Below are 25,633 nucleotides of genomic sequence, written 5' to 3'. Positions count from 1 at the left end.
ACGCGCCGGGGAGGCCAGAGCGGCCGGGCTTGAGTCGCAGGGTTTCGTTCCGGCTATGAGCCTTGTGAACGGGCCGGTAGATTTGGGCCCATGAAGTTTGCCAATTCTGTACTGGACCTGATCGGGAATACGCCGCTGGTCAAACTCAACAATGTGACCGAAGGCATCAGCGCCACCGTGCTGGCCAAAGTGGAGTATTTCAACCCGGGCGGATCCATCAAGGACCGGATCGCGGTGAAGATGGTCGAAACCGCGGAGCAGGACGGACTGCTCAAGCCCGGCGGAACCGTGGTGGAACCTACCAGCGGCAACACCGGCGTGGGCTTGGCGCTGGTGGCGCAGCAGAAGGGCTACAAGTCCATCTTCGTCACCCCGGACAAAGTCGGTGTGGAGAAGCGCGACGTGCTCAAGGCCTACGGCGCCGAGGTAGTTGTCACGCCCACGGCCGTGGCGCCGGACAGCCCGGAGTCCTACTACGGCGTGTCGGACCGTCTGGTCCGCGAGGTCGAGGGTGCGTACAAGCCGGACCAGTTCTCCAACCCAGCTGCTCCGTTGAGCCACTACGAAACTACCGGCCCGGAAATCTGGCGGGACACGGACGGGCTGGTCTCGCACGTGGTCATCGGTGCCGGCACCGGGGGCACCATCACCGGCACCGGACGCTACCTCAAGGAGGTCTCGGCGGACCGTGCCTCCGGCCCGGTCCGGATCATCGGCGCCGACCCGGAAGGCTCCGTTTACTCCGGCGGCACCGGCCGCCCCTATTTCGTGGAGGGCGTCGGCGAAGACATGTGGCCGGCGAACTATGACAAGTCCGTGCCGGATGAGGTCATTGCGGTCAACGACGCCGAGTCCTTCGCCATGACCCGCCGGCTCGCCCAGGAAGAGGGACTGCTGGTCGGGGGCTCCTCCGGCATGGCCGTGGTCGCCGCGCTGAAGGTAGCCCGGGAGCTGGGACCTGACGACGTCGTCGTTGTTATTCTGCCGGACTCCGGCCGCGGTTACCTGGGCAAGATCTTCAACGACGAATGGATGAAGTCCTACGGCTTCATTGCCGGCGGCGAAGAGGCCACCGTGGGCGAAGTGCTCAAGGGCAAGGCGGGGCGTCTGCCCGAACTGGTCCACACCCATCCCACCGAATCGGTGCGCGACGTCATCGAGATCATGAACGAGTACGGCGTCTCCACGCTGCCGGTCTTCTCGCAGGAACCGCCCGTGGTGATGGGCGAGGTGCTCGGCTCGGTGGATGAGCGCACCTTGACGGCCCAGCTGTTCAAGGGCGAAGCCAAACTGACCGACAAGATCGGCGACCACATGGGCGAACCGATGCCGCTGATCGGCTCGCTGGAATCCATCTCCGCCGCCCGCGAAAAACTCCAGTCCAACAACGCGCTGATGGTGACCTTTGTCGGTGCTCCCATCGGCGTGCTGACCCGCCACGACCTGTTGACCTACCTGACGAGCTGAAGGAGATTTCCATGACTGCAGAGAAGAACCAAGGCTTCAACACCCGCGCCGTGCACGGCGGCCAGGCCTTCGAACCGCGCACCGGTGCGGTTGTTCCGCCCGTGCACTTCAGCTCCACCTATGCGCAGGACGGGATCGGCGGCCTGCGCGACGGCTACGAGTACGGGCGCGGCACCAACCCCACGCGTGATTCGCTCCAGGAACAGTTGGCGGCGGTGGAGGGCGGCAAGCACGCGTTTTCCTTCGCCTCCGGCCTCGCCGCCGAGGATTCGCTGATCCGCGCGTTGCTGGCCCCGGGCGAACATATCGTGCTGGGCAACGATGCCTACGGCGGCACCTACCGCCTGATCAACCGCGTGCTCGGAGACTGGGGCGTGGGCCACACGGTGGTGGATATGTCCGATGAGTCCGCGGTGGCGGCTGCGGTGAAGGAGAACAAGACCCGGTTCGTCTGGGTGGAAACCCCGTCCAACCCGATGATGAAGGTCACCGACATCGCCGCGCTCGCCGAGGTTGCGCACGGTGCCGGCGCGCTGCTGGTGGTCGACAACACCTTCGCTTCCCCGTACCTGCAGAACCCGCTGGCGCTCGGTGCAGACATCGTGGTGCACTCCACCACCAAGTACATTGGCGGCCACTCGGACGTGGTCGGCGGTGCCGTGGTGCTCAACGATGACGAACTCGCCGAGAAGATCGGCTTCATCCAGTTTGCCGTGGGAGCCGTGTCCGCACCGCTGGACGCGTTCCTGACCACCCGCGGCCTGAAGACGCTGGGCGTGCGCATGGACCGGCACTCGGCCAATGCGCAGGCGGTGGCCGAATGGCTGCAGGGCCGGCCCGAGGTGGAGGCCGTCTACTATCCGGGCCTGCCGGACCATCCCGACCACGAGCTGGCGAAGAAGCAGATGCGCGGCTTTGGCGGCATGGTATCTGTGTCCTTCAACGGCGGCGAGGCCGCGGCCCGCAAGGTTGCCGAAAACACCACGATCTTCACCCTGGCGGAGTCGCTGGGCGGCATCGAGTCCCTGGTCAATTACCCGTCCGAGATGACGCACGCCTCGGTGAAGGGTACGGAGCTGGAGGTCCCGGCCAACCTGATCCGCCTTTCGGTCGGCATCGAGGACACCGAAGACCTGATCGCAGACCTCGAGCAGGCGTTCAAGCAGCTCTAGCGGTTTAGAACCCCTAACGACGACGGCGGTGCCGGACTTTTGGAAGTCCGGCACCGCCGTCGTCGTTTGCGAAGCAGGTGTCCTTAATGCCTGGTGGGGACCGAAACCTCATGGTTGGTGACGTCCTCGGGGCTCCAGCATTCGACTCCGTCCAGGTCCGGCATGTCGTCTGCTATGAAGACCGGGTCAACGCCCTGCCTGGATTGGGCGGTGTAATGCTTGAGCAGCCGGAAGGCGACGCCGGAGAGCAGCCCGATGGCGATCAGGTTGGTCAGCGCCATCAGACCCATGATGCCGTCGGCGAGGTTCCAGATCAGCCCGGCGGAGGCAATGGAGCCGAGGAAGACCGCAGCGGTGGCCAGCGTCCGGTACATCATCAGGACGGTTTCGTGGTCGGTGATGAAACCGATGTTGGTTTCCCCGTAGTAGTAGTTGCCGATGATGGAGCTGAAAGCGAGCATGAAAATGATGACCGCAAGCATGATGCTCGCCCAGGAGCCCAGCTGCGATGTGATTGCGGTTTGCGTGAGCTCAATTCCCTGCGATGCTCCGACCGGGTTCTCCACGGTGCACAGAATGATGAACGCGGTGATTGAGCAGATCAGGAAAGTGTCGAAGTAGACCCCGAGGGTCTGGACCAGCCCCTGCTTGACCGGATGGGTAACGGAGGCTGTGGCGCCGGCGTTGGGAGCCGAGCCGAGGCCGGCTTCGTTGGAGAACATGCCGCGTTTGACGCCCTGCATGATGACGGTGCCCAGGCCGCCGCCGATGGCCGATTGGAAGTTGAAAGCCTCGCCGAAGATCGCGCCCAGGACGTCCGGTACACGTTCAAGGTTCATGCCGACGATGACCAGGCCAAGCAGCACGTAGAGCAGCGCCATGGCGGGGACCAGGGATTCCGTGACATGGGCGATGCGTCGGATACCGCCGAAGACCACCAGTGCAGTGAGCAGTGCCAGCACCAAGCCAACGGTCCAGCCAAAGATCGGGGTGACCGCTTCGGCGCCGAAAGCGCCTGCGACCGATTGTGAAATCGTGTTGGCCTGCAGGGAGCTGAACGCGAAGGGGAAGCAGATGATGAGGATGACCGCGAAGATGATGCCCATCCAGCGCTTCTTCAGGCCGCGCTCCATGTAGTAAGCGGGGCCGCCGCGGTAGCCGTCCTTGGTCCGCACTTTGTACAGCTGGGCCAAGGTGGATTCGACAAAACTGGAGGCACCGCCGACGAACGCCATAGTCCACATCCAGAAGACGGCACCGGGGCCGCCCACCGCAATGGCTGTGGCCACGCCGGCCACGTTGCCCACGCCCACGCGGGACGCGGCGGAAACGGTAAAAGCCTGAAAAGAGGAGATCGATTTGCGCGAGCCGTCCTCGTTGACCAGGGCCCTGTCCGTCAGCGTCTTGAACATGGCCGGGAGCAGGCGCAGTTGCACCACGCCGGAGCGGACGGTGAAGTAGATTCCAAGGACCGCCAGGACAGGGAGCACCACCCAGGTCCATAGTTCATTGCCCCACGTGCCGAATAACTCTTCCAGTATTTCCATGGGTACACCCTACTGACCACCACGCCATAACCACACCCCTGCTGCCGCCGGGGGCCGGTCTCCGAACGAATCCTGCGATCCCAACGGCCATAAACTGGGGCAATGACTTCCGGATCGCTGCTTGCTGTTTGCTCTGTCCATGCCTTAAAGCCCGACGAGAGCATTGTCGGCGTGACCGCCATCGACAAGCGGTCGGTGGAAGGCCCGGTGCTGGTGCACCAGCTCGGGTTGCGGACGGATGTGCAGGCGGACCGCAAGCACCACGGCGGCGAGCTGAAGGCCCTCTATGCCTATGCAGAGGAAGACGCGGCGCAGTGGGCGGCCGAGCTCGGGCGCGAGGTGCCGGCCGGTCTGTTTGGCGAAAACCTGCGCACCCAAGGCCTGCCGGTCAGCCAGGCGCTGGTGGGGGAGCGGTGGCGGATCGGCAGTAAGGTCACCGCCGAAGTAACCATGCCGCGGATTCCCTGCGCCACCTTCGAACGGCACATGGCAGAACCGGGCTGGGCCAAGCGTTTCCTGCGCAAGGGATTGCCCGGTGCCTACTGCAAAGTGGTGCAGGCCGGGGAAATTGCCCCGGGCGACAGCATCGATGTCGTCTTCAGGCCGGGCCACGGCGTGAGCGTGGCCGACGTTTTCGGCGGGCTGGACAAGGCCCAGGCGCAGGCTTTGCTGGACTCGGAAGCTGCCGGCGAAATCAGCATCGGCGGCAACGTCAACAAGGCGATCAAACTGGCATTGCGCCGGGGCTGACCCGCGGTTGTTGCCCGGAGGCGTTGTGCCCTCTAGTCTTTATGCAACTAGTTGTGCAAAGGAGTGCATAGTGACATTGTCTGCCTTCCCCCGACTGCTTGAGCCGCTGGACCTTGGCTTCACCACCCTGCCCAACCGGGTCCTGATGGGCTCGATGCACGTGGGCCTGGAGGAGCTGCCCGGCGGCTTCAAGCGGATGGCCGCGTTCTACGCTGAACGGGTGCGTGGGGGAATAGGGCTGATTGTCACCGGGGGCATCTCGCCTAACGAGGCCGGGCGGCTGAGTGCAGGCAGTGCCAAAATAACGACGCAGGAGGAGGCGGCCGAGCATCGCGTGGTTACGGAGGCGGTGCATGCCGAGGGCGGCCGGATTGCCATGCAACTGCTCCACGCGGGGCGCTATGCCGCGCATCGGGAACTTGTGGCACCCAGTCCGGCGGCCTCTCCGATCAATCCGCTGGCTCCCCGCGAGCTGTCCATATCGGAGATTGACCAAACCATTGAGGACTTCGCCAACGCTGCCGCCCTGGCGCAGGCAGCGGGCTATGACGGCGTCGAAATCATGGGCAGCGAAGGTTATCTGATCAATGAATTCATCACGGCCCGGACCAACCACCGCACCGATGCCTGGGGCGGTTCCTACCGCAACCGGATCCGGTTTCCGCTGGAGATCGTCCGCCGGACGCGTGAACGGGTCGGCACGGACTTCATCATCATCTACCGGCTTTCCATGCTGGATCTGGTGGAGGGCGGATCCAGTTTCGAAGAGGTGCTCGAACTGGCCCGCGGGATCGAGGCCGCCGGCGCAACGCTGATCAATACCGGAATCGGCTGGCATGAGGCCCGGGTCCCCACCATCGCCACATCCGTTCCGCGGGGCGCCTTCGCCTGGGTAACGCGGAAGCTGATGGGCCGGCTCGGCATCCCGCTCATCACCACCAACCGCATCAACACCCCCGAAGTAGCCGAACAGCTGCTGGCGGACGGCTGCGCCGACATGGTCTCGATGGCCCGCCCGCTGCTGGCAGATCCGGCCTTTGTGCTCAAGGCCTCGCGCGGGACGTCGGATGAGATCAACACCTGCATCGCCTGCAACCAGGCCTGCCTGGATCACACTTTCGTCGGAAAGGTCACCTCCTGCCTGGTTAATCCGCGCGCCTGCCACGAGACCGAAATCCTCCTGGAGCCGGCCGCGGAGAAGAAGAATCTCGCCGTGGTCGGTGCCGGCCCGGCGGGCCTCGGTTTCGCCGTCGCCGCGGCCGAGCGCGGCCACCGGATCACGGTCTTCGAGGCCGCCGGCGAGATCGGCGGGCAGTTCAACCTGGCCAAACAGATCCCGGGCAAGGAGGAGTTCCACGAGACCATCCGGTACTTCGGGCGCCAGCTTGAGCTCCGGGGCATCGACCTGCGGCTCAACACGAAAGCCATCGCGCAAGACCTGCTGGCCGAGGGCTTCGACGAGGTCATCCTCGCCACCGGCGTGCTGCCCCGGCTCCCCGGCATCGAGGGGTTGGACCACCCTTCGGTGCTCGGCTACCTGGACGTGTTGCGCCGACATAAGCCGGTGGGGAATACCGTCGCCGTCCTGGGCGCCGGCGGGATCGGCTTCGACGTCGCCGAGTACCTCGCGCAGTCCGGACCGAGCGCCACCCTGGAGCCGGGGCTGTTCTACGAGCACTGGGGCATCGACCCCCTGTACGGAACGCCGGGCGGGCTGGCCCGGCCACACCCGCCGAAGCCGGCACGCAAGATCTACCTGCTGCAGCGCAAGAGCAGCAAGATCGGCGCCGGCCTGGGCAAGACCACCGGCTGGATCCACCGGGCCGAGCTCAAAGCCAAGGATGTCACCATGATTCCCGGCGTCACCTACCGCAAAATTGACGACGGCGGACTGCACTTCAGCGCGGACGGCACCGACCAAGTACTCCCCGTGGATACCGTGGTGCTGTGCACCGGCCAGGAGCCGCAGCGCGAACTGCAGGCGGATCTGGAAGCTGCCGGCCTGACGGTCCATCTGATCGGGGGAGCGGACGTGGCGGCCGAGCTCGACGCCAAACGCGCCATCAACCAGGCCACCCGGCTGGCGGCGGCCATCTGATGTCACTGCCGCACGCCATTCTGACCGCGCTGCTGGAACAACCCGGTTCCGGGGCCGAGCTGGCGCGCCGCTTCGACAAGTCCTTCGGGTTCTTCTGGCCGGCCACGCATCAGCAGATCTACCGCGAGCTCGGCCGGCTGGAGAAAGACGGGCTGATCCGCTCTACCGGCCGCGATTCGAGCCGGGGCAGAGCCAAGGACTACGAGGTGCTCGGCGAGGGGCGCCGCGAGCTGCAGCGGTGGACGGCGGAACAGCAGGACCCCCGCCCGGTCCGCGAGGCGCTGATGATCAGGCTGCGCGCGGCGTCGGTGCTCGGCGATCCCATCGCGGACGAACTGGAACGTCACCTCCGGCTGCACCGGGAGCAACTGGCCACCTACCGGGCGCTCGATGAACGCGGGAACTGGGGCGGCGGGAACGAACTCCAGCGCTCAGTGCTGACGGCAGGCATCATGTTCGAAGAGACGTGGATTGCCTGGGCGGAGCAGACTCTCGACGCCCTGTGACGCTGGCTGTGCCCAAGGTCACCGGCCGACGTCATGCATTCGGGCGCAAAGAAGTTGCGTCGTACCGTACACTGGATACATCCCCCACTCCGGTATTCCCTGATTTCGACGCGGAGAACGCGTCAGATGGTGTGTAGGGTCCGCATTATGCGGACAGTTTTCATTTTGGGAGCGCCGGCTGAGAAAACGCCATACAGCCTGCCGTGAGGCAGCCAGCAAAGTTATGGCGGGAAGTCCTGCCAAGGGATTGGAACAGCGCCGGACTTGTGTCAACAGGCCTCTCGGATCATCACCGCTCGTAGCTCAATCGAGTTCAGCGGTGCTGCTTTGCGCGGCCACGGTCCCCAAATGAATATGAGGAACCCTATGTCTGAAACTCCCACTGCCATCATGTCTGAAAACGCCGCCACTGAGCCGGCTACGGACAACAGCGCCGTCGAAGAGAACACCGTTTTGTTCACCGATTTCGGTCTCGACGGCCGCGTGCTCGCAGCCCTGAGCGACGTCGGCTACGAAAAGCCGTCCCCCATCCAGGCCGCCACCATCCCCGTATTGCTCGAAGGCCGCGACGTCGTGGGCCTGGCCCAGACCGGTACCGGCAAGACCGCCGCCTTCGCCGTCCCCGCGCTGTCCCGGATGGCAGAACTGCCGCCCACCAAGAACACCCAGATCCTGGTGCTGGCCCCCACCCGTGAGCTCGCGCTCCAGGTAGCCGAAGCCTTTTCCTCCTACGCCTCGCACATGGAGAACTTCACGGTTCTTCCGGTCTACGGCGGATCCCCTTACGGCCCCCAGCTTGCCGGCCTGCGCCGCGGCGCACAGGTTGTTGTCGGTACTCCGGGCCGCGTCATCGACCACATCGAGAAGGGTTCCCTGGACCTCTCGGAACTGCAGTACATGGTGCTGGACGAAGCAGACGAAATGCTGCGCATGGGCTTTGCCGAAGAAGTTGACCAGATTCTCTCGAAGACTCCGGAAGACAAGCAGGTTGCCCTGTTCTCGGCCACCATGCCCACCGCCATCCGCCGGATCGCGAAGAAGTACCTGAAGGACCCGGCCGAAATCACGGTCAAGGCCAAGACCACCACGGGCACCAACACCCGCCAGCGCTACCTGCAGGTCATGGGCCCGCACAAGCTGGATGCCATGACCCGGATCCTGGAAGCGGAAGATTTCGACGGCGTTATCGCCTTCGTGCGCACCAAGATGGCTACCGAGGACCTGGCTGACAAGCTCAAGTCCCGCGGCTACCGCGCCGCCGCCATCAACGGCGACATCCCGCAGCAGCAGCGTGAACGTACGGTCGAGGCCCTGCGCGACGGCAAGATCGACATCCTGGTTGCCACCGACGTGGCCGCCCGTGGTCTCGACGTCGAGCGTATTTCCCTCGTGGTCAACTACGACATCCCGCACGACACCGAGTCCTACGTGCACCGTATCGGCCGTACCGGTCGTGCCGGCCGCTCGGGCGACGCCATCCTGTTCATGACTCCGCGCGAGAAGTACCTGCTGCGGGCCATCGAGAAGGCCACCCGCCAGCCGGTCGAACAGATGCACCTGCCTTCGGCGGAAACCATCAACAACCTGCGCATGAGCAAGTTTGCCGAGAAGATCACGGAGACCCTCTCGTCCGAAGATGTCTCCATCTTCCGCGACCTGATCGCGACCTACGAGACCGAGCACAACGTGCCTGCCGCGGAGATCGCCGCCGCACTGGCCGTCATGGCCCAGGGCGGACGCCCGCTGCTGGTCCAGGACCTGCCGGAAGCACCGAAGGGCCAGCGCGAGCGCGCCGCCGGCGGACGCGACGCCATGGGCTCCCGTGGTCCGACGCGTGCACTGACCGAAGGCAATGCGACGTACCGCATCGCCGTCGGCCGCCGCCAGCGCGTCATGCCGGGCTCCATCGTCGGTGCCATCGCCAACGAGGGCGGCCTCAGCGCCGCGCAGATCGGCGGCATCGACATCCGCTCGGACCATTCCCTGGTGGAACTGCCCGCGGATCTGTCCAAGGACCAGCTGCGTGCTCTGTCCCGCACCCGCATCGGCGGCGAACTGATCCACCTCGAACTGGATTCGGGCCGCAAGCCGCGCCGCGACCAGGGCGACTTCGGCGGCAGCCGCGGCGGATACGGCAGCGACCGTCCGTTCAAGAAGAAGTTCGAAGGGGACCGTCCGTACAAGAAGAAGTTCGACGGCGACCGCAGCTTCAGCAAGGACCGCGGCGAGCGTTCGGACTTCGCCGGCCAGGGCGCCGGAGCCCGCAAGCCCCGCCACAAGAGCTACTAACCCGCGGCCGGACCCGGCAGTTCCTGCAGGGAATCGGCGGCTGAAGTAACCTTCATCAAAAAGGCACCCGTGCAAGCGGGTGCCTTTTTGCATGCCCGGGGCATGTCCCCAGCGCCGTTCCGACGCGGATGTGAGGCGCACCACGCCGAGCATGAGAACTCTCTCATATAGGTTTCATAAACGATTCATCATCCTGCGGCAAAGTGAACAACACGCACGAAGAGAATGAAATCTATGGAGGACTGATGTATACCAACCAGCAAGACAGCGGTGAGTTACGGATAGTTCTCTACTCCCATGATTCCCAGGGCCTGGGGCACACTCGGCGCAACCTTGCCATCGCCCATGCGCTGGCGGCCCGCCTGCCGGCGCTGACCGGACGGAAAGTGTCGGGCTTGCTGGTGACCGGCGAGGGAACCGCCACCAGCTACCGGCGACCCGAAGGCTGGGACTGGATGGTCATTCCCGGCATCAGCAAACGCGAGGGCAACTACGCACCGCGCCACCTGAATGTGCGGATGAGCCGGCTCATCAGCCTGCGCTCCGCAGTGATTGAAGGAGCCCTGACAGCCTTCCGTCCCCATCTGGTCATCGTGGACCGGCATGCCTTCGGTGTGGATGGGGAACTTGTGGACGCGCTGGCTGCGGTGCGGGAAGCCAATCCCGGCTGCAAAGTCATCCTCGGCCTGCGCGAGGTCCTTGACGATCCCGCCGTCGCAGCCCGCGAATGGACCGCGCTCGGGGATCTGTGCCACGTCCGGCGCACGTTCGACGAGCTCTGGGTCTACGGCGACCCGGCCGTGCACAATCCGGTGGCCTCGGGAGAAATCCCAGCGGCCCTTAGCGATAAGGTCCGCTTCACGGGCTATCTGGCCGCAGGCCGTCCCCGCTCTTCGCGCAAACCCCATGCCCGCAAGCCGTACCTGCTGACCATGGTCGGCGGCGGATCGGACGGATTCGACCTGACCATGGCAGCGGCGCGCGCCAAGGTTCCGGCGGGGTACCGCCACCTGGTCATTACCGGCCCGCAGATGGCAGCAGACCAAAGGCGCCAGGTCGAGCGTGCCGCCCGGAAGCGGACCGATGTGATCGCCAGCGTCCCGGATGCGCTGGTCGAGATTAGTGCAGCTGCCGCCATCGTGACCATGGGCGGCTATAACTCGGTCTGCGAAATCCTCAGCACAGACACTCCTGCCCTCGTGGTGCCGCGGGTCTGGCCCCGGCAGGAGCAGCTGATCCGCGCACGTTCCCTCAGTAACCGCCAGCTCGTGGACGTCTGCGAGCCTGCCCAGCTGAGCAGCAAGGTCCTGGGCAACTGGTTCGAAACGGTTGCCGGAACAGCTGCCGCCCGCACCGGCATTGAGCTGGACGGTCTCAGCTCGGTGGCCCGCCTCGCCGCGGCTCTATTGGGAACCGCAGGCGCCGAAGATACAGTGAGCCCAGCGGGGCAGAAGGAGTTGAACCGTGTTGCAGGCTAAGCCCAAGACGTCAAGAGTCGGCTATGTCCTCAAGGTCTACCCGCGCTTTTCCGAGACCTTCATTGTCACCGAGATCCTGGCCCGGGAAGCCTCCGGCGAAGTGCTGGAGATCTTCTCGCTGCGGCCGCCGGCGGATCCGCGGTTCCATCCGGAACTGGCCCGGGTGCAGGCCCCGGTCAACTACGTACCCAAACCGGCCAAGCTCAGCGAAGGCTGGGCGATTGTCGCCCGCGCCCAGGAACTGAATCCGGAATTCGCCGGCCGATGGGCACAGCTGCTGCCCCAGATTGCCGGTTACGACCCTACCGAAGTGCATCAGGGCATCGAGCTGGCCACCATGGCACTCGAGCGCGGCATCACGCACCTGCACGCCCACTTTGGTTCGCTGGCGGCCCGTACCGCGGAGATTGCGGCCGCGCTGTCCGGCATCACCTATTCCTTCACCGCCCATGCCAAGGACATTTTTCACGAGGATGTGGACCGCAGCCGCCTGGCCCAAACCCTGGCCAACGCGTCGCACGTGGTCACCATCAGCGAGTACAACTACCGCTACCTGAGCTCCACATATCCCGCCGAAACTGCCAACCTGCACCTGGTCTACAACGGACTGGAACTCAAGCGCTTTCCCTATAGTGCGCCGCAGGTACCCGGACAGACGCTGCGGGTTGCCGCCGTCGGGCGCCTCGTGGAGAAGAAGGGCTTTGACCTGCTGATTGCATCGGCGGCCGAACTGCGTGGCCGCGGCCTGCGGCTGGACGTCCGGATTGCCGGCGGCGGCATGCTCGAAACCGAGCTGGCCGAACAGATCACCTCGCTCGGCCTGGAAGGCACGGTCCGGCTGCTGGGCCCGCGGACCCAGCGGGAAGTCGCCGACCTGCTGCGCTGGGCCGATGTTTTTGCCGCGCCCTGCGTCGTGGGGAAAGACGGCAACGCCGACGGGCTGCCCACGGTCCTGCTGGAGGCCATGGCCATGGGGGTGCCCGCCATCGCCAGCGATGTCACCGGCATCCCCGAGGTGATTCATCCGGCGCAAGGCGGCGCGGCGCAAACCGGCATCCTGATCCGCAACGGCGTGGCGGCTGACCTGACCGCCGCGCTCGAGGAGACGGCCCGGCCGGACTTTGACCGCGAGGGGATCGCCGCGGCTGCCCGGCAGTGCATCGAAGCGAATTTCGACTCTGCCAAGCAGGCACGGCGGCTCCGGCAGCTGGCGGAGGCCCCGGCGTCCACCGTACCTGCCGCAGAAAGCCTGGAGGTGGCGTAATGCGAGTGGCATATCTGTGCGCGGACCCGGGCATTCCGGTCTTCGGCACCAAGGGGGCCTCGGTCCATGTCCAGGAGATCATCCGCGCCTGGCGGGCACGCGGCGCCGAGGTGCGTGTCTACTGCACGCGCACCGGCGACGACGTTCCCGCGGACCTGGCCGACCTCACGGTGACCTGGCTCAAGGTGCCCCAAAGCCAGGGACCCGAGCGCGAAGCCGCCCAGGCCGCGGCGGCCGCGGAGCTGGCCGGGAAAATTATCGACGACGGCGCGGACCTCGTCTATGAGCGCTACAGCCTCTTCAGCACCGGACTGGCCCAGGCCACTGCGGCGCTGGGGATTCCCGGCATCCTCGAGGTCAACGCCCCGCTGATCGATGAGCAGCGCACCCACCGCTACCTGCATGACGAAGCCGCTGCCGCCGCAGCACTGCGCGCGCAGGTGGCCGCAGCGGACCGCACCGTGTGTGTCTCCGCACCTGTCGCCCGGTGGGTGGAAAGCAAAACCGAACCTGCGCACCCTGGCGGCATCGCCGTCGTACCTAATGGCGTGAACACGGACCGGATCCTGCCCGCCAGCCCCGACCCCGGTGCCGTGCCGGTAGTGGCCTTTGTCGGCACGCTCAAACCATGGCACGGGGTGGAGGTGCTGCTGGAAGCCGCCGCGCTGGCCTCGCAGGCATGGCAACTGCGCATTGTCGGCGATGGCCCGCTGTCGGCCGAACTTCAGCGGCGTGCCGCGGAACTGGGCGTGGCGGTGGACTTTACCGGCGCCGTGGTGCCCGAACAGATTCCCGCGGTGCTCGCAGACTGCTCGCTGGCAGCCGCGCCGTACCCGGCCATGGAGTCGGATGCGGACCAGTACTTCTCGCCGCTGAAGATTTACGAGTACCTCGCCGCGGCGCTGCCGGTGGTGGCCTCGAACGTAGGCCAGATTCCGGAAATTATGGACGATGGCGGAACCGGGCTGCTGGTGGAACCATCGGATCCGGCCGCGCTGGCCGCCGCGATTGACTGCTTGGTGGCCTACCCCGAGCGGCGCCTGGCCATGGCCCTGGCGGCCCGGGAGCAAGCGGTCGCGCGGCACAGCTGGCATCAGGTGCTGGAGCAAAGTCTGGCCGGAATCCGCCTGCCGGATAAGAACCAGGAGCTGACGGTATGAGCCGGAAACAAGCTAGCCCCGCGGCCCTGCGCCGCACCCTGGGCATCATCAGGCCGCATGTGGGCCGGCACAAGCTCCTGATGGGCGGCGGCATCACTGCCCTGCTGTTCGAGGTGGTGTTCCGGGTGCTCGAGCCGTGGCCGGTCAAGTTTGTGGTGGACGCGGTCACGCGCAGCCTCGGCGCGGACCTGGCCGGCAGCGGGCCCACGGCGACCCCCGTGCTGCTGCTTTCCTGCGCCCTGGCCACAATTTGCATTGTCGGCTTCCGCGCGCTGGCGAACTATCTGGCCACCGTGGCCTTTGCGCTCGCCGGCTCGCGGGTCGCTGCGGCGCTGCGCGTGCGTGTTTTCTCCCATGTCCAGGCGTTGTCCGACCGCTACCACTCCTCGGCGCGGACCGGCGATACGGTGCAGCGGCTGGTGGGCGACATCGGCCGGCTCCAGGAAGTTGCGGTCACGGCCGGGCTGCCGCTGGTGGCCAACGTGATCACCCTGGTCGTGATGGCCGGCGTGATGTTCTGGCTGGATCCGCTGCTGGCCCTCGTGGTGGTCCTCGCTGCGGCCGCATTCCTGCTGATCTCCCGCGGCAGCACCGGCAAGATCACCGCTGCTTCCCGGAAGACCCGCAAGGGCGAAGGCGCGCTGGCCAACACAGCCCAGGAGAGCCTCGGTGCCATCCGCGTGGTCCAGGCTTACGGGCTGGAACGTGTCCTCGCCGGCAAGTTCTCCAATAGCAACAAACAGGCCCTGACGGAAGGCGTGCAGGCACGCCGGCTGGCCGCCGGGCTGGAACGCCGCACCGATGTGATCGTCGGCGTTGCGACGGCGGCAGTGCTCTTCGGCGGTGGCATGCGGGTGGCCGAAGCGGCGATGACGCCCGGGGATTTGGTCATCTTCCTGACCTACCTCAAGACCGCCATGAAGCCGCTGCGGGACCTGGCCAAGTACACCGGACGCATCGCCCGTGCCACCGCTTCGGGCGAACGCGTCGCCGACCTGCTGGACGAACGCGTGGACATCCAGGACGCCCCGGACGCGGTGGAGCTGTCCAGTGTCCGGGGTGAGATCCGCCTGCAAAGCGTGCGGGCAGCCTATGGTGACGGACGCCCCGTGCTGCACCACGTGAACCTGCATATTCCGGCCGGTCAGAAGGTGGCTGTCGTCGGGCCATCCGGTTCCGGGAAGTCCACGCTGGCTTCGCTGCTGGTGCGCATGATGGACCCCGTGCACGGCTGCGTCAGCGTGGATGGACACGATCTGCGGGAAGTGACGCTGGCTTCGCTGCGTTCGCAGGTAAGCCTGCTGCTGCAGGACTCGGTGCTCTTCACCGGTAGCATCCGCGACAACATCCGTTACGGCAGGATGGAGGCCACAGACGAGGAAGTGGAGCAGGCTGCACGGCGTGCCCAGGCCCATGGCTTCATCATGGCGTCGTCGAACGGCTATGACACTGTGGTGGGGGAGCGCGGGAGCACACTCTCCGGCGGACAACGCCAGCGGCTGGCCATCGCCCGTGCCCTGCTGCGGCACGCACCGGTGGTAGTGCTGGACGAGGCCACCACGGGATTGGATCCCGAAGCAGCAAGTGAAGTGCTCGCAGCTCTGGGCACCCTGACTGAAGGACGTACCACCGTGACGATTACGCACGACGCCGGACCGGCGCTGGCCGCTGACCGTGTTCTCTGGGTCCAGGACGGCAACGTGGTGCTGGACGGCACTCCCGGAGAACTGCTCGAGCATCCTTCCGGCACCTTCAAGGCCTGGGTGGAACAGCAGCAGGCGGCCAATGCCAGCGAGGCGCGGGTCGACGTCGGCCATCCCGCCGGCGCCGCCGTGGTGGAGGTGGTCTAGGTGGCCGATTCCGTTGTTGATCCAGCCCTGCCGGCGCTGGATGTCGTGATGGATCCGGAGCGGCTCAGCAGCCTGTTCGGTCGCCCAGTCGCCGCGGCGCATGTGCGTTATAAGCCCGGTGTATCCGTGGTGGCCCGGCTTTCCGGAAGCGACGGACCTGCCTGGATCGCCGGATACTCACGCAGCCAGGATTCGAAACTGGCCAAGACCTTCAAACGCGCCGAGCAGCAGGGGGTGCAGCTTGAAGCCGTGGAGCTCCCCGAAGCTCCGGGACAGCTGCTGGTGTCCGGGCCGCCGGCGCTGGACGGAAAACTGCACCGTGCCCTCGCCGGAACCGGGCTGCTGTCCGGCCGAGCCGGGGAGATCGACGTGCTGAACTACAACCCGCACCGCCGTCTGGTCGCAGCCTTCGGCCAAGGCGAGCAGCGCCGGGTCGCCAAGGTCACGGCCGGACCTGCGCGGGTGCACGCAGACATGCTGAGGCGGCTGCAGGGCGCCGGCGTCCCGGTCCTGGAACAACAATCTCCCAGGGACGAGGCAGACGCCCGTCCGGACGGCGCGGACGCCCAGCACGCCGTGTACTACCCCTGGTTCGGCCACACCGACCTGCAGCGCCTGCACCAGCAGGATCAGGATACGTCGGAGCAGGGCCAGCCTGATCCGCGGGCGCTCGCGGCCGAAGCGGGACGGTTCCTGGCGCTGCTCCATACCCAGCCGCCGTGGGCGGGTCCGGATCCGGTCCAGCCGCCGAAGGCCGGCCACGGCGGTACCGGCGCCGATCCCAGGGTTCCCGCTCCCGGCCACGTCGCCATGCCGGGCCTGCAGAAGCTGGCAGCCAACACCGGCCAGCTGGTGCCCGCAGCGGCTGAACGCCTGCATCACGCCGCCGAGCTGCTGACCGTTCGGCTGCGCCGGCCGGGCCGGGCCGGGTTTGTGCACGGAGATTTCTCCGCCGACCAGATCCTGGTCGGCAGCGAAGGCCTGCGCATCATCGATCTGGACCGGTTCGGCTATGGTGCAGTGGCCGCGGATTTGGGCTGCTTCGCAGCGGTCGAGCTGCTGGACACCGGTACGAAAACCCTGACGGAGGCGCTGCTCAAGGGATACCAGGAAGGACAGGGCGGAAGGTTTGGCGCCGGGGTAGACGCCGACGAGCTGAACGTCTGGACCGCCTGCCACCTGTTCTCGAGGATTTTGGAGCCCTTCCGTGCGTGTGAGCCGGACTGGCGGCAGCTCATCCTCGACAGGCTGGCACAGATCGAAGGAAGGCTGGCATGACAGCCGTCGTTCCTTCAACAGTCTACGATCAGGCCGGCGCGCCCCTGTCGGTCCGCCGCGCGTGGCCCAAGAGCGGACGTCGGCTCACCTTCGAAGCTGTGGATCAATACGGCCGTCTGCGGGCGGGCATGATTGACGACGGCGGGAAAGTCATCGTTGCCGGCTTCAGAACGGACCCTGCGCTCCCGGGGCTGGGGGAGGCCGGCGGGAAGCTCCTGGTCCACCGCTATAAACGCCGCGCTGTACTGCGGTCCGAGGACGGTGCCAGCTACACCAAGCTACTGGCTTCCGGTAAGGCTGCCATGGTAGCTGGGCAATCCGCACTGATGCATAAAGCCGGAAGCCGCGCAGGCTTCGCGGTGCCCGAGGTGGTGGGTTGCGAACCGAACCGGGTGGTCTCCGCCGCGCTGGCCGGAACCAGCCTCCATGAACTCGGGAGCGCGGATACCGTGGGCGCATGGGACCGTGCCTGGCAGCTCTGGGCGGAGCGGTGGCCGTCGTTGGTCCGGGATGCTACCCGGGTCCACGAGCTGCCGCTGCATGACGGCGCCGCGGAAGCGTCTACGGTACGCAAGTGGGTGGCTCATCTGCTCGACTTCGGCGCGCTGGATGCGGATCCGGCTGCCGTCCGGAGCCTCGCCGATGAGGTGTGTGGAGCCCTGTCGGAGGGGAGCGGCCACGGGGAAGCAGGCCTTGCACACCGGGACCTGCACGATAAACAACTCCTCTACTGCGCAGATGCGGCTTCGCTTGGACTGTTGGATTTCGACACCGCCGCGCTGGCCGAGCCTGCGCTGGATCTGGCAAACCTGGCCGTCCACCTTCGGTTGCGGGCAGACCAAGGCACCGCCACCGCGGAGGCCCGTAAGACGGCCGAAGCGGCGGTGGACGCGGCCGCCGCAGACTTGTCGGTACCGGCCCGCCGGCTGCATCTTTACACCGTGGCCACCCAGCTGCGCCTGGTCTGCGTCTACGCATTCCGTCCGCAATGGCAGCATCTTGCCCAATCGTGGTTGGACAGCTTGCTGGTGTCCCAGACAAGAAAGGGAATCTCGTGAAGATCTTCTCGTCCATACTGGCTTTGCTGCTGGTCGGAGCAGCGAGCGTGATGTTGTGGAACGTCGCCGTGGCGCAGCCGGCGGATTCCACCATGGATGTCTCTCACCTGCAGCAGGCCTCGTCGCCGCCGGAACCGACCCCTGCTGCCGATCCCGATGGCAATGCAGATCCCCAGCCCGAAGCGCCGGCGAAACCTTCGCCCAAGAAGGAGCAGCAGGATCCCCAGGGCAAGGATGAGCCGGCCAACCCGGCGCAAGACTCCGCCCCCAAGCCGGTACCGGCCCCGGCCCCGGCCCCGGTACCGGAACAGGTCGCGCCTGCGCCACCGGTTGTTGTTGACGACGACGATTGGGATGACGATGTCGGCGATGACTGGGACGACGGCGGCGGAGACGATTAGCTACACCCCCTTGGGACGCCTTTGAAGAGGTGAAACAGCGGCGGTGTCAGCGGCCGGAAATGTGGGGCTGGCCACAACCGCCCGTTCCGATTTCACACGGAGCTAAACTGCTGGTAAAGTTTTTCTCCGTTGCCCCCCTAGCTCAGTGGTAGAGCGCGTTCTTGGTAAGAACGAGGTCACCGGATCGATTCCGGTGGGGGGCTCTGAATAGCGAAGCCCGCGTCTGTGTCGCAAAGACGCAGCGCGGGCATTCCTATTTTGTGGCGGTGTAGCTCAGCTGGTTAGAGCGCACGACTCATAATCGTGAGGTCCCCGGATCGAGTCCGGGCACCGCTACCAATAAGAAGGCCCCTGACTTGGAAATTCATCCCTAGTCAGGGGCTTTTCTTTGCGCCGTTATCGGGCAAGCATCGCAAATCGCCAGTCGTTGCTATCTCATTCGCCTTCGTGGCCGCATCGTGTTTCCTCTGCCGCCAACAGAATTGCAAAATAATCTCGGACCATGTCTTCTGTTGGATCCGGGTCAATGGCACCCATGGAGTAGACGCGCCTCCCTTGCTAGCGCTCCTCAAAGGCTACATGTGAGGTGATTTCACTTTCACCGACGATGAAGTGCCCAAGAGGCAATCCGGCGTGGTGTCGAAGCTCCGCCCGGCCCAATGGTCAGCTTGCTTACTGAATCCGTCTGTGGCTAGCGTGGAGGGTATGGGGCTGGCGCCGATTCGGCCCCTAGGAAGTGGAGGAATGATGTCTGAACAGAATATTTCCGGTAAGAAAGTAGCTTTCCTGCTCACGGACGGCGTGGAACAAATTGAACTCACCAGCCCTTGGCAGGCAGTGAAGGCCGCCGGCGGAGAGCCCGTCCTTGTCGCACCCAAATCCGGGACCTTGCAAGGGTTTAAAGGCACCGAGAAGGCTGACACCTTCCCGGTGGATGTGACCGCCGATCAGGCCCGTGTCGACGATTACGACGCGCTGGTCATTCCGGGCGGTGTCGTGAATGCGGATCATCTGCGCGCGGAACAGGCCGCAGTGGACTTCACCCGTTCCTTCTTCGATAATCAGAAGCCCGTGGCCGTGATTTGCCATGGCCCCTGGATTCTCATCGAGGCAGGGGTAACAGATGGCCGCAAACTGACTTCCTATCACACCCTGGCCACGGACCTGAAGAATGCCGGAGCCAAGTGGGTTGACGAGGAAGTAGTGGTGGACCAAGGGTTGGTGACCAGCCGGAATCCTGACGATCTGCCCGCCTTCAACGCCAAGCTGGTTGAAGAAATAGCCGAAGGCAAGCACCGGGGCCAGACGGCGTAGGGGTTTTACGCCTAAAGTCCAAGGACTCTCAAAGCCCCGACGGCGGACGCTCCGCGAGTGCGCCGTCGTCGGGCTTTGTTCGTGTCGTGATGCCGGGTGCATAACGGGCAAGCCCGCGTCTTAGAGTAGCTACATGAGAGGTGCATTCCTGTGCCACGGCATTGTCTGGAACGCGGCGGGGCCACGGCTGGCGTTGGCAAGGCCGGACGGTTCGGCGGCCGCTATGGATGTTGCCGAGGGGACTCTGCTCAGCTTCCGGGTTCTGGAAGCAGGAAAGTTCTGCCTGGGCAGCCACCGGGTTCAGGGACCGCGGACCAGACGCCACGTGCCGTGCCCCCTGCAAGCCCCCGCCGAACGGGGCTACCAATGCATCAACTGTTTGCTGAACGATGATCTGCGCTTCCTTCACGACGCGCACCGCAGCGGTGCCGCCCCGGACGGACTGCGCGCCTACCTTGCCCAGCCGCACTGGCTGTACGTGGCGACATTTGCCTCCGGTACGAGCAAGGTTGGTACAGCCTCGGACGTGCGCAAGCGGCTCCGCCTTGCGGAGCAAGGAGCCGTGGCTGCCCGCTACGTGGCCAGGGCCGACGATGGCCGGATTGTCCGCGTGCTGGAGGACATGGTTTCCCAGCAAACGGAATTGACCCAGGCGGTGCGTTCCGCAACGAAGCTGACCGGTCTGCAGGCGCCGCAGAGCCCGGCCGAGCTTGACCGCATCAACGCCAACCATGCCCGCACTGTCCGGAATCTGCTGTCAGGCGCGGAGTTGGAAGGCTTTGCCACCGTCGACCAGACCTGGGAATTGCCGGAACCCGGCAGGCGGGTCATGGGTTCGGATTCGCGTACGGCTTATCCGCTGGAGCTGGCAGCAGGTGGCCATGGACTGATGCTGGAGGCACTTCTGGGCAGCATTGCCTTGATCCGGACACGGGAGGGCAGCCCGACCTATCTGGCCGATCTGAACGGGCTCAAGGGCAGGCGTATCGAGTTGGGGTCCTATCGGTCACAGCTACCCCCGGTGCAGGTTTCGTTGTTCTGAACCGCTAACCTTGAAGTATGAACCCCTGGGATATTGGCTCGCCGCTCTACCGCAAACTAGTCATCTCAGCCATGGTTCTTATCGGCGCCGGTATCCTGCTGTCCATTATCGCTGCCAGTGCTGGCCTTCAGTCCCTCGTATGGGCTTCCCTGGCCATCATTATCACCGGCCTGCTCACGCATCTGGCCGGTCTGGTGGTGCGGGCGCGGGACGCCAGGGCCCGCCGGGCAGCCGCCCGGCCGCAGAAGAATTGATACACGCCCTGCACTAGGCTTTGAAGAGACTTTCTGCCCTTGAGAAGGAGATCCATGTCAGAACAGATCGGGGTCAACCCGCAACTGGCCGGCCGCGTTTATCCGGCCGGGGAAGCCTACACCGTAGGCCGTGAGAAGATCCGGGAGTTCGCGCGGGCTGTTAAGGCAACGCATCCGGCGCACTTCGAGGTGGAAGCCGCGAAGGACCTGGGGTACGCGGACCTGATTGCGCCACCGACATTCGCGATCATTGTTGCGCAGCGGGCAGACGCACAACTGATTGAAGACCCCGAGGCTGGCATTGATTTCTCCCGCGTTGTCCATGCCGACCAGCGGTTCGTCCATCACCGTCCCATCGTGGCAGGCGACCAGTTGGTAGCCGAGCTACACGTGGACCAAGTTCGGGCGATGGGTGGCGGAGCCATGATCACCACCCGCGCGGAGATCAGCACGACTGATGGTGAGAAGACCGCCACTGCAACGTCTTCGATTCTGGTGAGAGGGGAAGGCCAGTGATGCCCGCGTTGAGCGATCTGTCCGTCGGACAGGAAATCGGTTCCACATCCATCGATGTTTCCCGGGCTGATTTGGTGCGGTACGCCGGTGCCAGCGGTGACTTCAACCCGATTCATTGGAATGACCGCTTTGCCGAGCAGGTCGGACTGCCTGGAGTGATCGCCCACGGCATGTTCACGATGGGAGCTGCCGTCCAGCTCGTCACCGACTGGGTGGGCAACCCCGCGGCGGTCGTCGATTACCAAACGAGATTCACCAAGCCGGTTGTTGTGGAGAATCTGGACGCAGGCGGCGCTACTCTCGAGGTCGCAGGAGTCATCGGCGCTGTCGACGAGGCGAATTCCTCGGTCCGCGTGGATCTGACCGTGACTGCCGCCGGGCAGAAGGTCCTGGTTAAGGCGCAGGCCGTTGTCCGTGCCTGGTGAAGCTGCCGTCAAGCTGGCGCCACTTACTACGGTAGGAGTCGGCGGACCCGCCCGGCGCTACGTCGAAGCCACATCGGAACGCGAAATCATCGACGGCGTCCGTGCCGCGGATGAGGCAGGCGAAGATCTGCTGATTATCGGCGGAGGATCCAACCTCGTGATTGCGGATGAGGGGTATCCGGGAACGGTTCTGCGGATTGCCAGCACCGGGTTCGACGTGGACGACGCCGATGCAACCCCCGGCAGGGTCATGGTCACTGTCCAAGCCGGGCAGCCGTGGGACGAATTCGTGGAGGCCACGGTGCTGCACGCGTGGTCCGGGCTGGAGGCGCTGTCGGGAATTCCCGGTCTGACCGGAGCTACGCCCGTCCAGAACGTCGGAGCTTACGGAGCGGACGTCTCCCAGACCGTGGCCACCGTACGGACGTGGGACCGGGAAGCCAACGTGGTTAAGACGTTCGCCAACCCGGATCTCCAGTTCGGCTACCGTGACTCGGTCCTGAAGCAGACGACAACCAACGGATCGCCGCGCTTCGTGGTCCTGACGGTCCAGTTCCAGCTCGCCCCGAGCCGACTGAGCGCGCCCATCCGCTATGCCGAGCTGGCGCGGTCCCTCGCCGTCGAAGTCGGAGAACGCGCCAAGGCCAATGACGTGCGCAGCGAGGTCCTGCGACTGCGGGCCTCGAAAGGCATGGTCCTGGACCCGGCCGACCGGGATACCTACAGCACCGGTTCCTTCTTCACCAACCCGATCGTTGCTGCCGAAGTGGCCGGTCAACTGCCTGAAACGGCTCCCCGGTGGCCCGTGGGCGACCAGATGAAGCTCAGCGCCGCCTGGCTGATCGACAAATCCGGCTTCGGCAAGGGGTTCGGGCTTGAGGGCACGGCCAACGGAAGCGTGGATGGGTATTCCATCGCCGGAGGCAGGGCGTCACTGTCCACGAAGCACACCTTGGCCATCACAAACCGTGGGAGCGCCAACGCCGAGGACATCGTGGCTATTGCCCGTACGGTCAGGGATGGCGTCCAGGACAAGTTTGGAATCCGGCTCGTTCCCGAACCGCTGCTGATCGGCTGCGCCCTCTGACGCTGACGTTGGACCGCGGATCACGGCTGCACCCGTAGTGCCTGGTCGTGGGCGCTCCGGAAGTGCAGCAGATCCAGCCGGTGAGCCCGGAAGTCCACCAGCCGTTCCCCGCGGAGCCAACGAACCAACCGGTCGCTGTGGCTGATCTGTACCTTCCGGTCCACGCCATGGTTCATCAGCCATTCCGGGGCGAGGAATTCGGGCAGTGCCGCCAGCAGCTCGCCGGCATGCATCAATCGCGCGAAAGCCGAACCATACGGCTGGAACTGGCGTTCCAACTCCAGCATCTGACGCTGCTCGGCTGCCAGATAGTCCTCGCCGCAGAGGTCCAGGAAGTGCCGGAGATGGATTTCGATCCGGTTGCACCGGTCTACGGTCACCGGTTTCTGGCTCAGGTTGTACCGGAGGAAGAACATCCGGAGCAACTTGTCGACGTTGGGGCTGCCTGTCATGATGCAGCCCTTGCTCGCCGGACTGCTCCCTCCACCTCCAGCACGGCGCAGCTGTGCCAGCTGCGGTCAACGTAACCGCTTTTGCACAACCATCCCGCCAGACGTGCGGTTTGGCTGATTTGGATGCGGCGGTCTGCCGGGATGCTGTTGAGCCACGGTGGATCCAGGAAGCCGGGCAGAGCATGGATGACCTCCTCGGCATAGAACGACCGGCAGAAGGCATCGGACGGGTCCTTGTGCTGTTCCCGGCGGTAATAGGGGAGTTGCTGTGTCTCAAGGACCCGGTGCCCGGTTTCCTCCAAATACCGGTGCAGCTGGGCGTGGACCAGCAGGTATCGCTCCGCGGTCGCCTCCCGTTTCCTGGCGCACGACTGAACCAGAAACTGGTGCAGCAGTTCGCCTGCTGTTGGCGTTTTCATCGAATAGTCCTTTCCGGCGTGCGGATACTGATATGCCTTCACGCTATGCCGGGGGACAGATGGGATAGAACGGGTATTCGAAGTATGTGGACCGCCGCGGTCTTGGCCCGGCGGGTGGAGGAACAGTTCCGGCCGCTGGTCCAAAGCCAGGCACCGGCCATTAACAGCAGCAGTCCGCTTCCCGAAGGAAACGGACTGCAGTGCGCTAAAAGGGCGGCTCTCGGCCGCCGGGCGCTTAGAGGTTGCCGGTGGCAATCCGCAGCATGCGGCGCAGCGGCTCGGCCGCACCCCACAGCAGCTGGTCGCCGACAGTGAAGGCGCTGATGTATTCGGGTCCCATTTCAAGCTTGCGGATCCGTCCGACCGGGATCTCCAAGGTGCCACTGACGGCAACGGGAGTCAGCTGTTCCATGGTGGCTTCCTTGGTGTTGGGAACCACCTTGGCCCACTCGTTGTCGGCGTCGATCAGCCGCTCGATTTCGGACACGGGCAGATCTTCCCGGAGCTTCAGCGTCAGCGCCTGGGAGTGCGAGCGCATGGCACCGATCCGGACGCAGAGCCCGTCGAACGGGATCCGGCTGCCTTCGGCAACGTCGAGGCCGAGGATCTTGTTGGTCTCCGCGCCGGCCTTCCACTCTTCCTTGGACTGGCCGTTGCCAAGATCCTTGTCGATCCAGGGGATCACCGAACCGGCAAGCGGCACGCCGAACTGGGAGGCATCCAGCTCGGGGTTGCGCTGCTCGGCCAGCACCTTCCGGTCGATTTCCAGGATGGCGGAGGAGGGATGGGCCAACTCATCGGACACCACTGAGTTCAGGCTGCCGAACTGGTTGAGCAGCTCGCGCATGTGCCGGGCGCCACCGCCGGAAGCAGCTTGGTACGTCATGGAGGTGCCCCACTCTACGAGGCCGTTCCTGAACAGGCCGCCGAGGCCCATGAGCATGGCGGAGACCGTGCAGTTACCGCCGATGTAGTTTTTGATGCCCCGGGCCAGGCCGGAGTCGATTACTTCGCGGTTGACCGGGTCCAGCACGATGATGGAATCCTGGTCCATCCGCAGTGTGGAAGCCGCGTCAATCCAGAGTCCGTCCCAGCCGGCGTCGCGCAGCTTGGGGTAGACCTCGGCGGTGTAGTCCCCGCCTTGGGCCGTGACGATAATCGGCAGCTTGGCCAGCGTGTCGATATCGTAGGCATCCTGAAGGGCACCGGCTCCTTCGGCGAACGCGGGGGCCTGGCCGCCGGCGTTGGACGTCGAGAAGAAAACCGGGTTGATCAGATCAAAATCGCCCTCGTCCTGCATACGCTGCATAAGGACTGAGCCGACCATTCCGCGCCAGCCGATAAGGCCGACTGATTGGACAGTGGAACTTGCTGCGGGAGAAGTCATACGCTCCATTTTAGGCCAGTATGCTGTCCGACCCCCAAATAGGTGACCTATACCACCAAATTGCTGTTCCTCACAACCTACTGTTGTGCACGCCCCGGAACTTTAGCGTGCGTGTTCGACGACGAGGTCACCGTACTCCGGAAAACGCTCGAGGTACGACTGGACGTACGTGCACAGCGGGACCATCATCTGTCCCTTGGCCCGCATGTCCGTCAGGATCATGGTGACCAGGGCGCGGGCAAAGCCACGGCGGCCGTATTTCTCGTCGATGATGGTGTGCTGCAGGGTGATGACGCCGTCGTCGTCGGTCTCGAAACCTTCGAATCCAATAAACGTATCGCCGCAGTGGAGCTCATAGCGGCCCCGGCTGGAGTCTTGGACCAGAGTGAGGTTCTCGTGTGAAACAGACATGGTTCCTC

At 65.0% G+C, this 25,633-nt stretch carries 24 protein-coding genes and 2 tRNA genes; 21 read left to right on the top strand and 5 right to left on the bottom strand.

Going from position 1 to position 25,633, the window contains the following annotated elements; genetic code table 11:
* The first annotated feature begins 90 nt into the window (after window positions 1–90).
* Both J5251_RS19360 and J5251_RS19355 read left to right on the top strand, forming a co-directional pair.
* Entirely contained in the window at window positions 91–1,467 is a 1,377-nt protein-coding gene (locus tag J5251_RS19360) for a cystathionine beta-synthase (protein ID WP_074701218.1), read from the top strand.
* A gap of 11 nt (window positions 1,468–1,478) precedes the next feature.
* A complete protein-coding gene (locus J5251_RS19355; protein ID WP_139005683.1) occupies window positions 1,479–2,639 on the top strand; it encodes a cystathionine gamma-synthase in 1,161 nt (386 codons plus the stop codon).
* A gap of 83 nt (window positions 2,640–2,722) precedes the next feature.
* Here the strand turns inward: J5251_RS19355 and J5251_RS19350 are convergent, their stop codons facing one another.
* A complete protein-coding gene (locus J5251_RS19350; RefSeq protein WP_139005684.1) occupies window positions 2,723–4,186 on the bottom strand; it encodes an alanine/glycine:cation symporter family protein in 1,464 nt (487 codons plus the stop codon).
* A gap of 102 nt (window positions 4,187–4,288) precedes the next feature.
* Between J5251_RS19350 and J5251_RS19345 the strand changes: the two genes are divergently transcribed.
* The 19 genes from J5251_RS19345 to J5251_RS19255 all read left to right on the top strand — a co-directional run bounded on the left by J5251_RS19345 (window position 4,289) and on the right by J5251_RS19255 (window position 22,956).
* The gene (locus tag J5251_RS19345) at window positions 4,289–4,936 is read left to right on the top strand and encodes an MOSC domain-containing protein (RefSeq protein ID WP_139005685.1); all 648 of its coding nucleotides are present in this window, start codon (window positions 4,289–4,291) and stop codon (window positions 4,934–4,936) included.
* A 76-nt stretch (window positions 4,937–5,012) separates the two neighbouring features.
* The gene (locus J5251_RS19340) at window positions 5,013–7,034 is read left to right on the top strand and encodes an FAD-dependent oxidoreductase (RefSeq protein WP_171059395.1); all 2,022 of its coding nucleotides are present in this window, start codon (window positions 5,013–5,015) and stop codon (window positions 7,032–7,034) included.
* A complete protein-coding gene (locus J5251_RS19335) occupies window positions 7,034–7,540 on the top strand; it encodes a PadR family transcriptional regulator (protein ID WP_139005687.1) in 507 nt (168 codons plus the stop codon). The genes J5251_RS19340 and J5251_RS19335 overlap by 1 nt, the downstream gene beginning before the upstream one ends.
* A 366-nt stretch (window positions 7,541–7,906) precedes the next feature.
* A complete protein-coding gene (locus J5251_RS19330; RefSeq protein ID WP_139005688.1) occupies window positions 7,907–9,829 on the top strand; it encodes a DEAD/DEAH box helicase in 1,923 nt (640 codons plus the stop codon).
* Window positions 9,830–10,074: 245 nt separating this feature from the next.
* Window positions 10,075–11,307 (top strand): glycosyltransferase family protein, encoded by a 1,233-nt coding sequence (locus J5251_RS19325; protein ID WP_139005789.1) that lies wholly within the window; start codon window positions 10,075–10,077, stop codon window positions 11,305–11,307.
* On the top strand, window positions 11,294–12,571 hold the full coding sequence (locus J5251_RS19320; protein WP_139005689.1) for a glycosyltransferase family 4 protein: 1,278 nt from the start codon (window positions 11,294–11,296) through the stop codon (window positions 12,569–12,571). Before J5251_RS19325 ends, J5251_RS19320 begins: the two co-directional genes overlap by 14 nt.
* Entirely contained in the window at window positions 12,571–13,731 is a 1,161-nt protein-coding gene (locus J5251_RS19315; RefSeq protein WP_139005690.1) for a glycosyltransferase family 4 protein, read from the top strand. Before J5251_RS19320 ends, J5251_RS19315 begins: the two co-directional genes overlap by 1 nt.
* Window positions 13,728–15,581: an ABC transporter ATP-binding protein gene (locus J5251_RS19310; RefSeq protein ID WP_139005691.1), complete on the top strand. Its 1,854-nt coding sequence runs from the start codon at window positions 13,728–13,730 to the stop codon at window positions 15,579–15,581. The genes J5251_RS19315 and J5251_RS19310 overlap by 4 nt, the downstream gene beginning before the upstream one ends.
* A complete protein-coding gene (locus J5251_RS19305) occupies window positions 15,582–16,859 on the top strand; it encodes a phosphotransferase family protein (RefSeq protein WP_139005692.1) in 1,278 nt (425 codons plus the stop codon).
* Entirely contained in the window at window positions 16,856–17,917 is a 1,062-nt protein-coding gene (locus J5251_RS19300; RefSeq protein WP_139005693.1) for a hypothetical protein, read from the top strand. The genes J5251_RS19305 and J5251_RS19300 overlap by 4 nt, the downstream gene beginning before the upstream one ends.
* Window positions 17,914–18,318 (top strand): hypothetical protein, encoded by a 405-nt coding sequence (locus J5251_RS19295; protein WP_139005694.1) that lies wholly within the window; start codon window positions 17,914–17,916, stop codon window positions 18,316–18,318. The genes J5251_RS19300 and J5251_RS19295 overlap by 4 nt, the downstream gene beginning before the upstream one ends.
* 131 nt (window positions 18,319–18,449) lie before the next feature.
* Window positions 18,450–18,521 (top strand) — tRNA-Thr (locus J5251_RS19290).
* Window positions 18,522–18,580: 59 nt separating this feature from the next.
* Window positions 18,581–18,657, top strand: a tRNA-Met gene (locus J5251_RS19285).
* A 408-nt stretch (window positions 18,658–19,065) separates the two neighbouring features.
* On the top strand, window positions 19,066–19,632 hold the full coding sequence (locus J5251_RS19280) for a type 1 glutamine amidotransferase domain-containing protein (RefSeq protein ID WP_139005695.1): 567 nt from the start codon (window positions 19,066–19,068) through the stop codon (window positions 19,630–19,632).
* 133 nt (window positions 19,633–19,765) lie between these two features.
* Complete coding sequence (locus tag J5251_RS19275) at window positions 19,766–20,674, top strand: DUF2797 domain-containing protein (protein WP_240793112.1); 909 nt, start codon at window positions 19,766–19,768, stop codon at window positions 20,672–20,674.
* Between the two features lie 17 nt (window positions 20,675–20,691).
* Window positions 20,692–20,928, top strand: coding sequence for a hypothetical protein (locus J5251_RS19270; protein WP_139005696.1), 237 nt, complete (start codon window positions 20,692–20,694; stop codon window positions 20,926–20,928).
* Between the two features lie 66 nt (window positions 20,929–20,994).
* The gene (locus tag J5251_RS19265; RefSeq protein WP_074703291.1) at window positions 20,995–21,444 is read left to right on the top strand and encodes an FAS1-like dehydratase domain-containing protein; all 450 of its coding nucleotides are present in this window, start codon (window positions 20,995–20,997) and stop codon (window positions 21,442–21,444) included.
* A complete protein-coding gene (locus J5251_RS19260) occupies window positions 21,444–21,869 on the top strand; it encodes a MaoC family dehydratase (protein WP_139005697.1) in 426 nt (141 codons plus the stop codon). Before J5251_RS19265 ends, J5251_RS19260 begins: the two co-directional genes overlap by 1 nt.
* Complete coding sequence (locus J5251_RS19255; protein ID WP_171059390.1) at window positions 21,859–22,956, top strand: UDP-N-acetylmuramate dehydrogenase; 1,098 nt, start codon at window positions 21,859–21,861, stop codon at window positions 22,954–22,956. The genes J5251_RS19260 and J5251_RS19255 overlap by 11 nt, the downstream gene beginning before the upstream one ends.
* Before the next feature lie 20 nt (window positions 22,957–22,976).
* Here J5251_RS19255 and J5251_RS19250 read toward each other — a convergent pair whose 3' ends face one another.
* The 4 genes from J5251_RS19250 to J5251_RS19235 all read right to left on the bottom strand — a co-directional run bounded on the left by J5251_RS19250 (window position 22,977) and on the right by J5251_RS19235 (window position 25,625).
* Window positions 22,977–23,408: a hypothetical protein gene (locus J5251_RS19250; RefSeq protein WP_139005698.1), complete on the bottom strand. Its 432-nt coding sequence runs from the start codon at window positions 23,406–23,408 to the stop codon at window positions 22,977–22,979.
* Window positions 23,405–23,827 carry a hypothetical protein gene (locus tag J5251_RS19245; protein ID WP_139005699.1) on the bottom strand — a complete coding sequence of 141 codons (423 nt, stop codon included), beginning with the start codon at window positions 23,825–23,827 and terminating at the stop codon, window positions 23,405–23,407. Before J5251_RS19245 ends, J5251_RS19250 begins: the two co-directional genes overlap by 4 nt.
* A 235-nt stretch (window positions 23,828–24,062) precedes the next feature.
* A complete protein-coding gene (gene asd / locus J5251_RS19240; RefSeq protein WP_208574868.1) occupies window positions 24,063–25,214 on the bottom strand; it encodes an aspartate-semialdehyde dehydrogenase in 1,152 nt (383 codons plus the stop codon).
* A 102-nt stretch (window positions 25,215–25,316) separates the two neighbouring features.
* Window positions 25,317–25,625 carry a GNAT family N-acetyltransferase gene (locus J5251_RS19235; RefSeq protein ID WP_139005701.1) on the bottom strand — a complete coding sequence of 103 codons (309 nt, stop codon included), beginning with the start codon at window positions 25,623–25,625 and terminating at the stop codon, window positions 25,317–25,319.
* Window positions 25,626–25,633: the final 8 nt, after the last annotated feature.

Origin of the sequence: Arthrobacter crystallopoietes, from assembly GCF_017603825.1 — a bacterium.
Lineage (GTDB): Bacteria > Actinomycetota > Actinomycetes > Actinomycetales > Micrococcaceae > Crystallibacter > Crystallibacter crystallopoietes_B.
Note: the sequence above shows the minus strand (reverse complement) of the source record. Positions and strands in the feature narration are given on the sequence as shown.

Excerpts from the sequence above, each read along its gene's own strand:
- J5251_RS19360 (WP_074701218.1), top strand. The coding sequence starts at position 91 with ATGAAGTTTGCCAATTCTGTACTGGACCTGATCGGGAATACGCCGCTG.
- J5251_RS19355 (WP_139005683.1), top strand. The coding sequence starts at position 1,479 with ATGACTGCAGAGAAGAACCAAGGCTTCAACACCCGCGCCGTGCACGGC.
- J5251_RS19350 (WP_139005684.1), bottom strand. The coding sequence starts at position 4,186 with ATGGAAATACTGGAAGAGTTATTCGGCACGTGGGGCAATGAACTATGG.
- J5251_RS19345 (WP_139005685.1), top strand. The coding sequence starts at position 4,289 with ATGACTTCCGGATCGCTGCTTGCTGTTTGCTCTGTCCATGCCTTAAAG.
- J5251_RS19335 (WP_139005687.1), top strand. The coding sequence starts at position 7,034 with ATGTCACTGCCGCACGCCATTCTGACCGCGCTGCTGGAACAACCCGGT.
- J5251_RS19330 (WP_139005688.1), top strand. The coding sequence starts at position 7,907 with ATGTCTGAAACTCCCACTGCCATCATGTCTGAAAACGCCGCCACTGAG.
- J5251_RS19325 (WP_139005789.1), top strand. The coding sequence starts at position 10,075 with ATGTATACCAACCAGCAAGACAGCGGTGAGTTACGGATAGTTCTCTAC.
- J5251_RS19315 (WP_139005690.1), top strand. The coding sequence starts at position 12,571 with ATGCGAGTGGCATATCTGTGCGCGGACCCGGGCATTCCGGTCTTCGGC.
- J5251_RS19310 (WP_139005691.1), top strand. The coding sequence starts at position 13,728 with ATGAGCCGGAAACAAGCTAGCCCCGCGGCCCTGCGCCGCACCCTGGGC.
- J5251_RS19300 (WP_139005693.1), top strand. The coding sequence starts at position 16,856 with ATGACAGCCGTCGTTCCTTCAACAGTCTACGATCAGGCCGGCGCGCCC.
- J5251_RS19280 (WP_139005695.1), top strand. The coding sequence starts at position 19,066 with ATGTCTGAACAGAATATTTCCGGTAAGAAAGTAGCTTTCCTGCTCACG.
- J5251_RS19275 (WP_240793112.1), top strand. The coding sequence starts at position 19,766 with ATGAGAGGTGCATTCCTGTGCCACGGCATTGTCTGGAACGCGGCGGGG.
- J5251_RS19270 (WP_139005696.1), top strand. The coding sequence starts at position 20,692 with ATGAACCCCTGGGATATTGGCTCGCCGCTCTACCGCAAACTAGTCATC.
- J5251_RS19260 (WP_139005697.1), top strand. The coding sequence starts at position 21,444 with ATGCCCGCGTTGAGCGATCTGTCCGTCGGACAGGAAATCGGTTCCACA.
- J5251_RS19250 (WP_139005698.1), bottom strand. The coding sequence starts at position 23,408 with ATGACAGGCAGCCCCAACGTCGACAAGTTGCTCCGGATGTTCTTCCTC.
- J5251_RS19245 (WP_139005699.1), bottom strand. The coding sequence starts at position 23,827 with ATGAAAACGCCAACAGCAGGCGAACTGCTGCACCAGTTTCTGGTTCAG.
- asd (WP_208574868.1), bottom strand. The coding sequence starts at position 25,214 with ATGACTTCTCCCGCAGCAAGTTCCACTGTCCAATCAGTCGGCCTTATC.
- J5251_RS19235 (WP_139005701.1), bottom strand. The coding sequence starts at position 25,625 with ATGTCTGTTTCACACGAGAACCTCACTCTGGTCCAAGACTCCAGCCGG.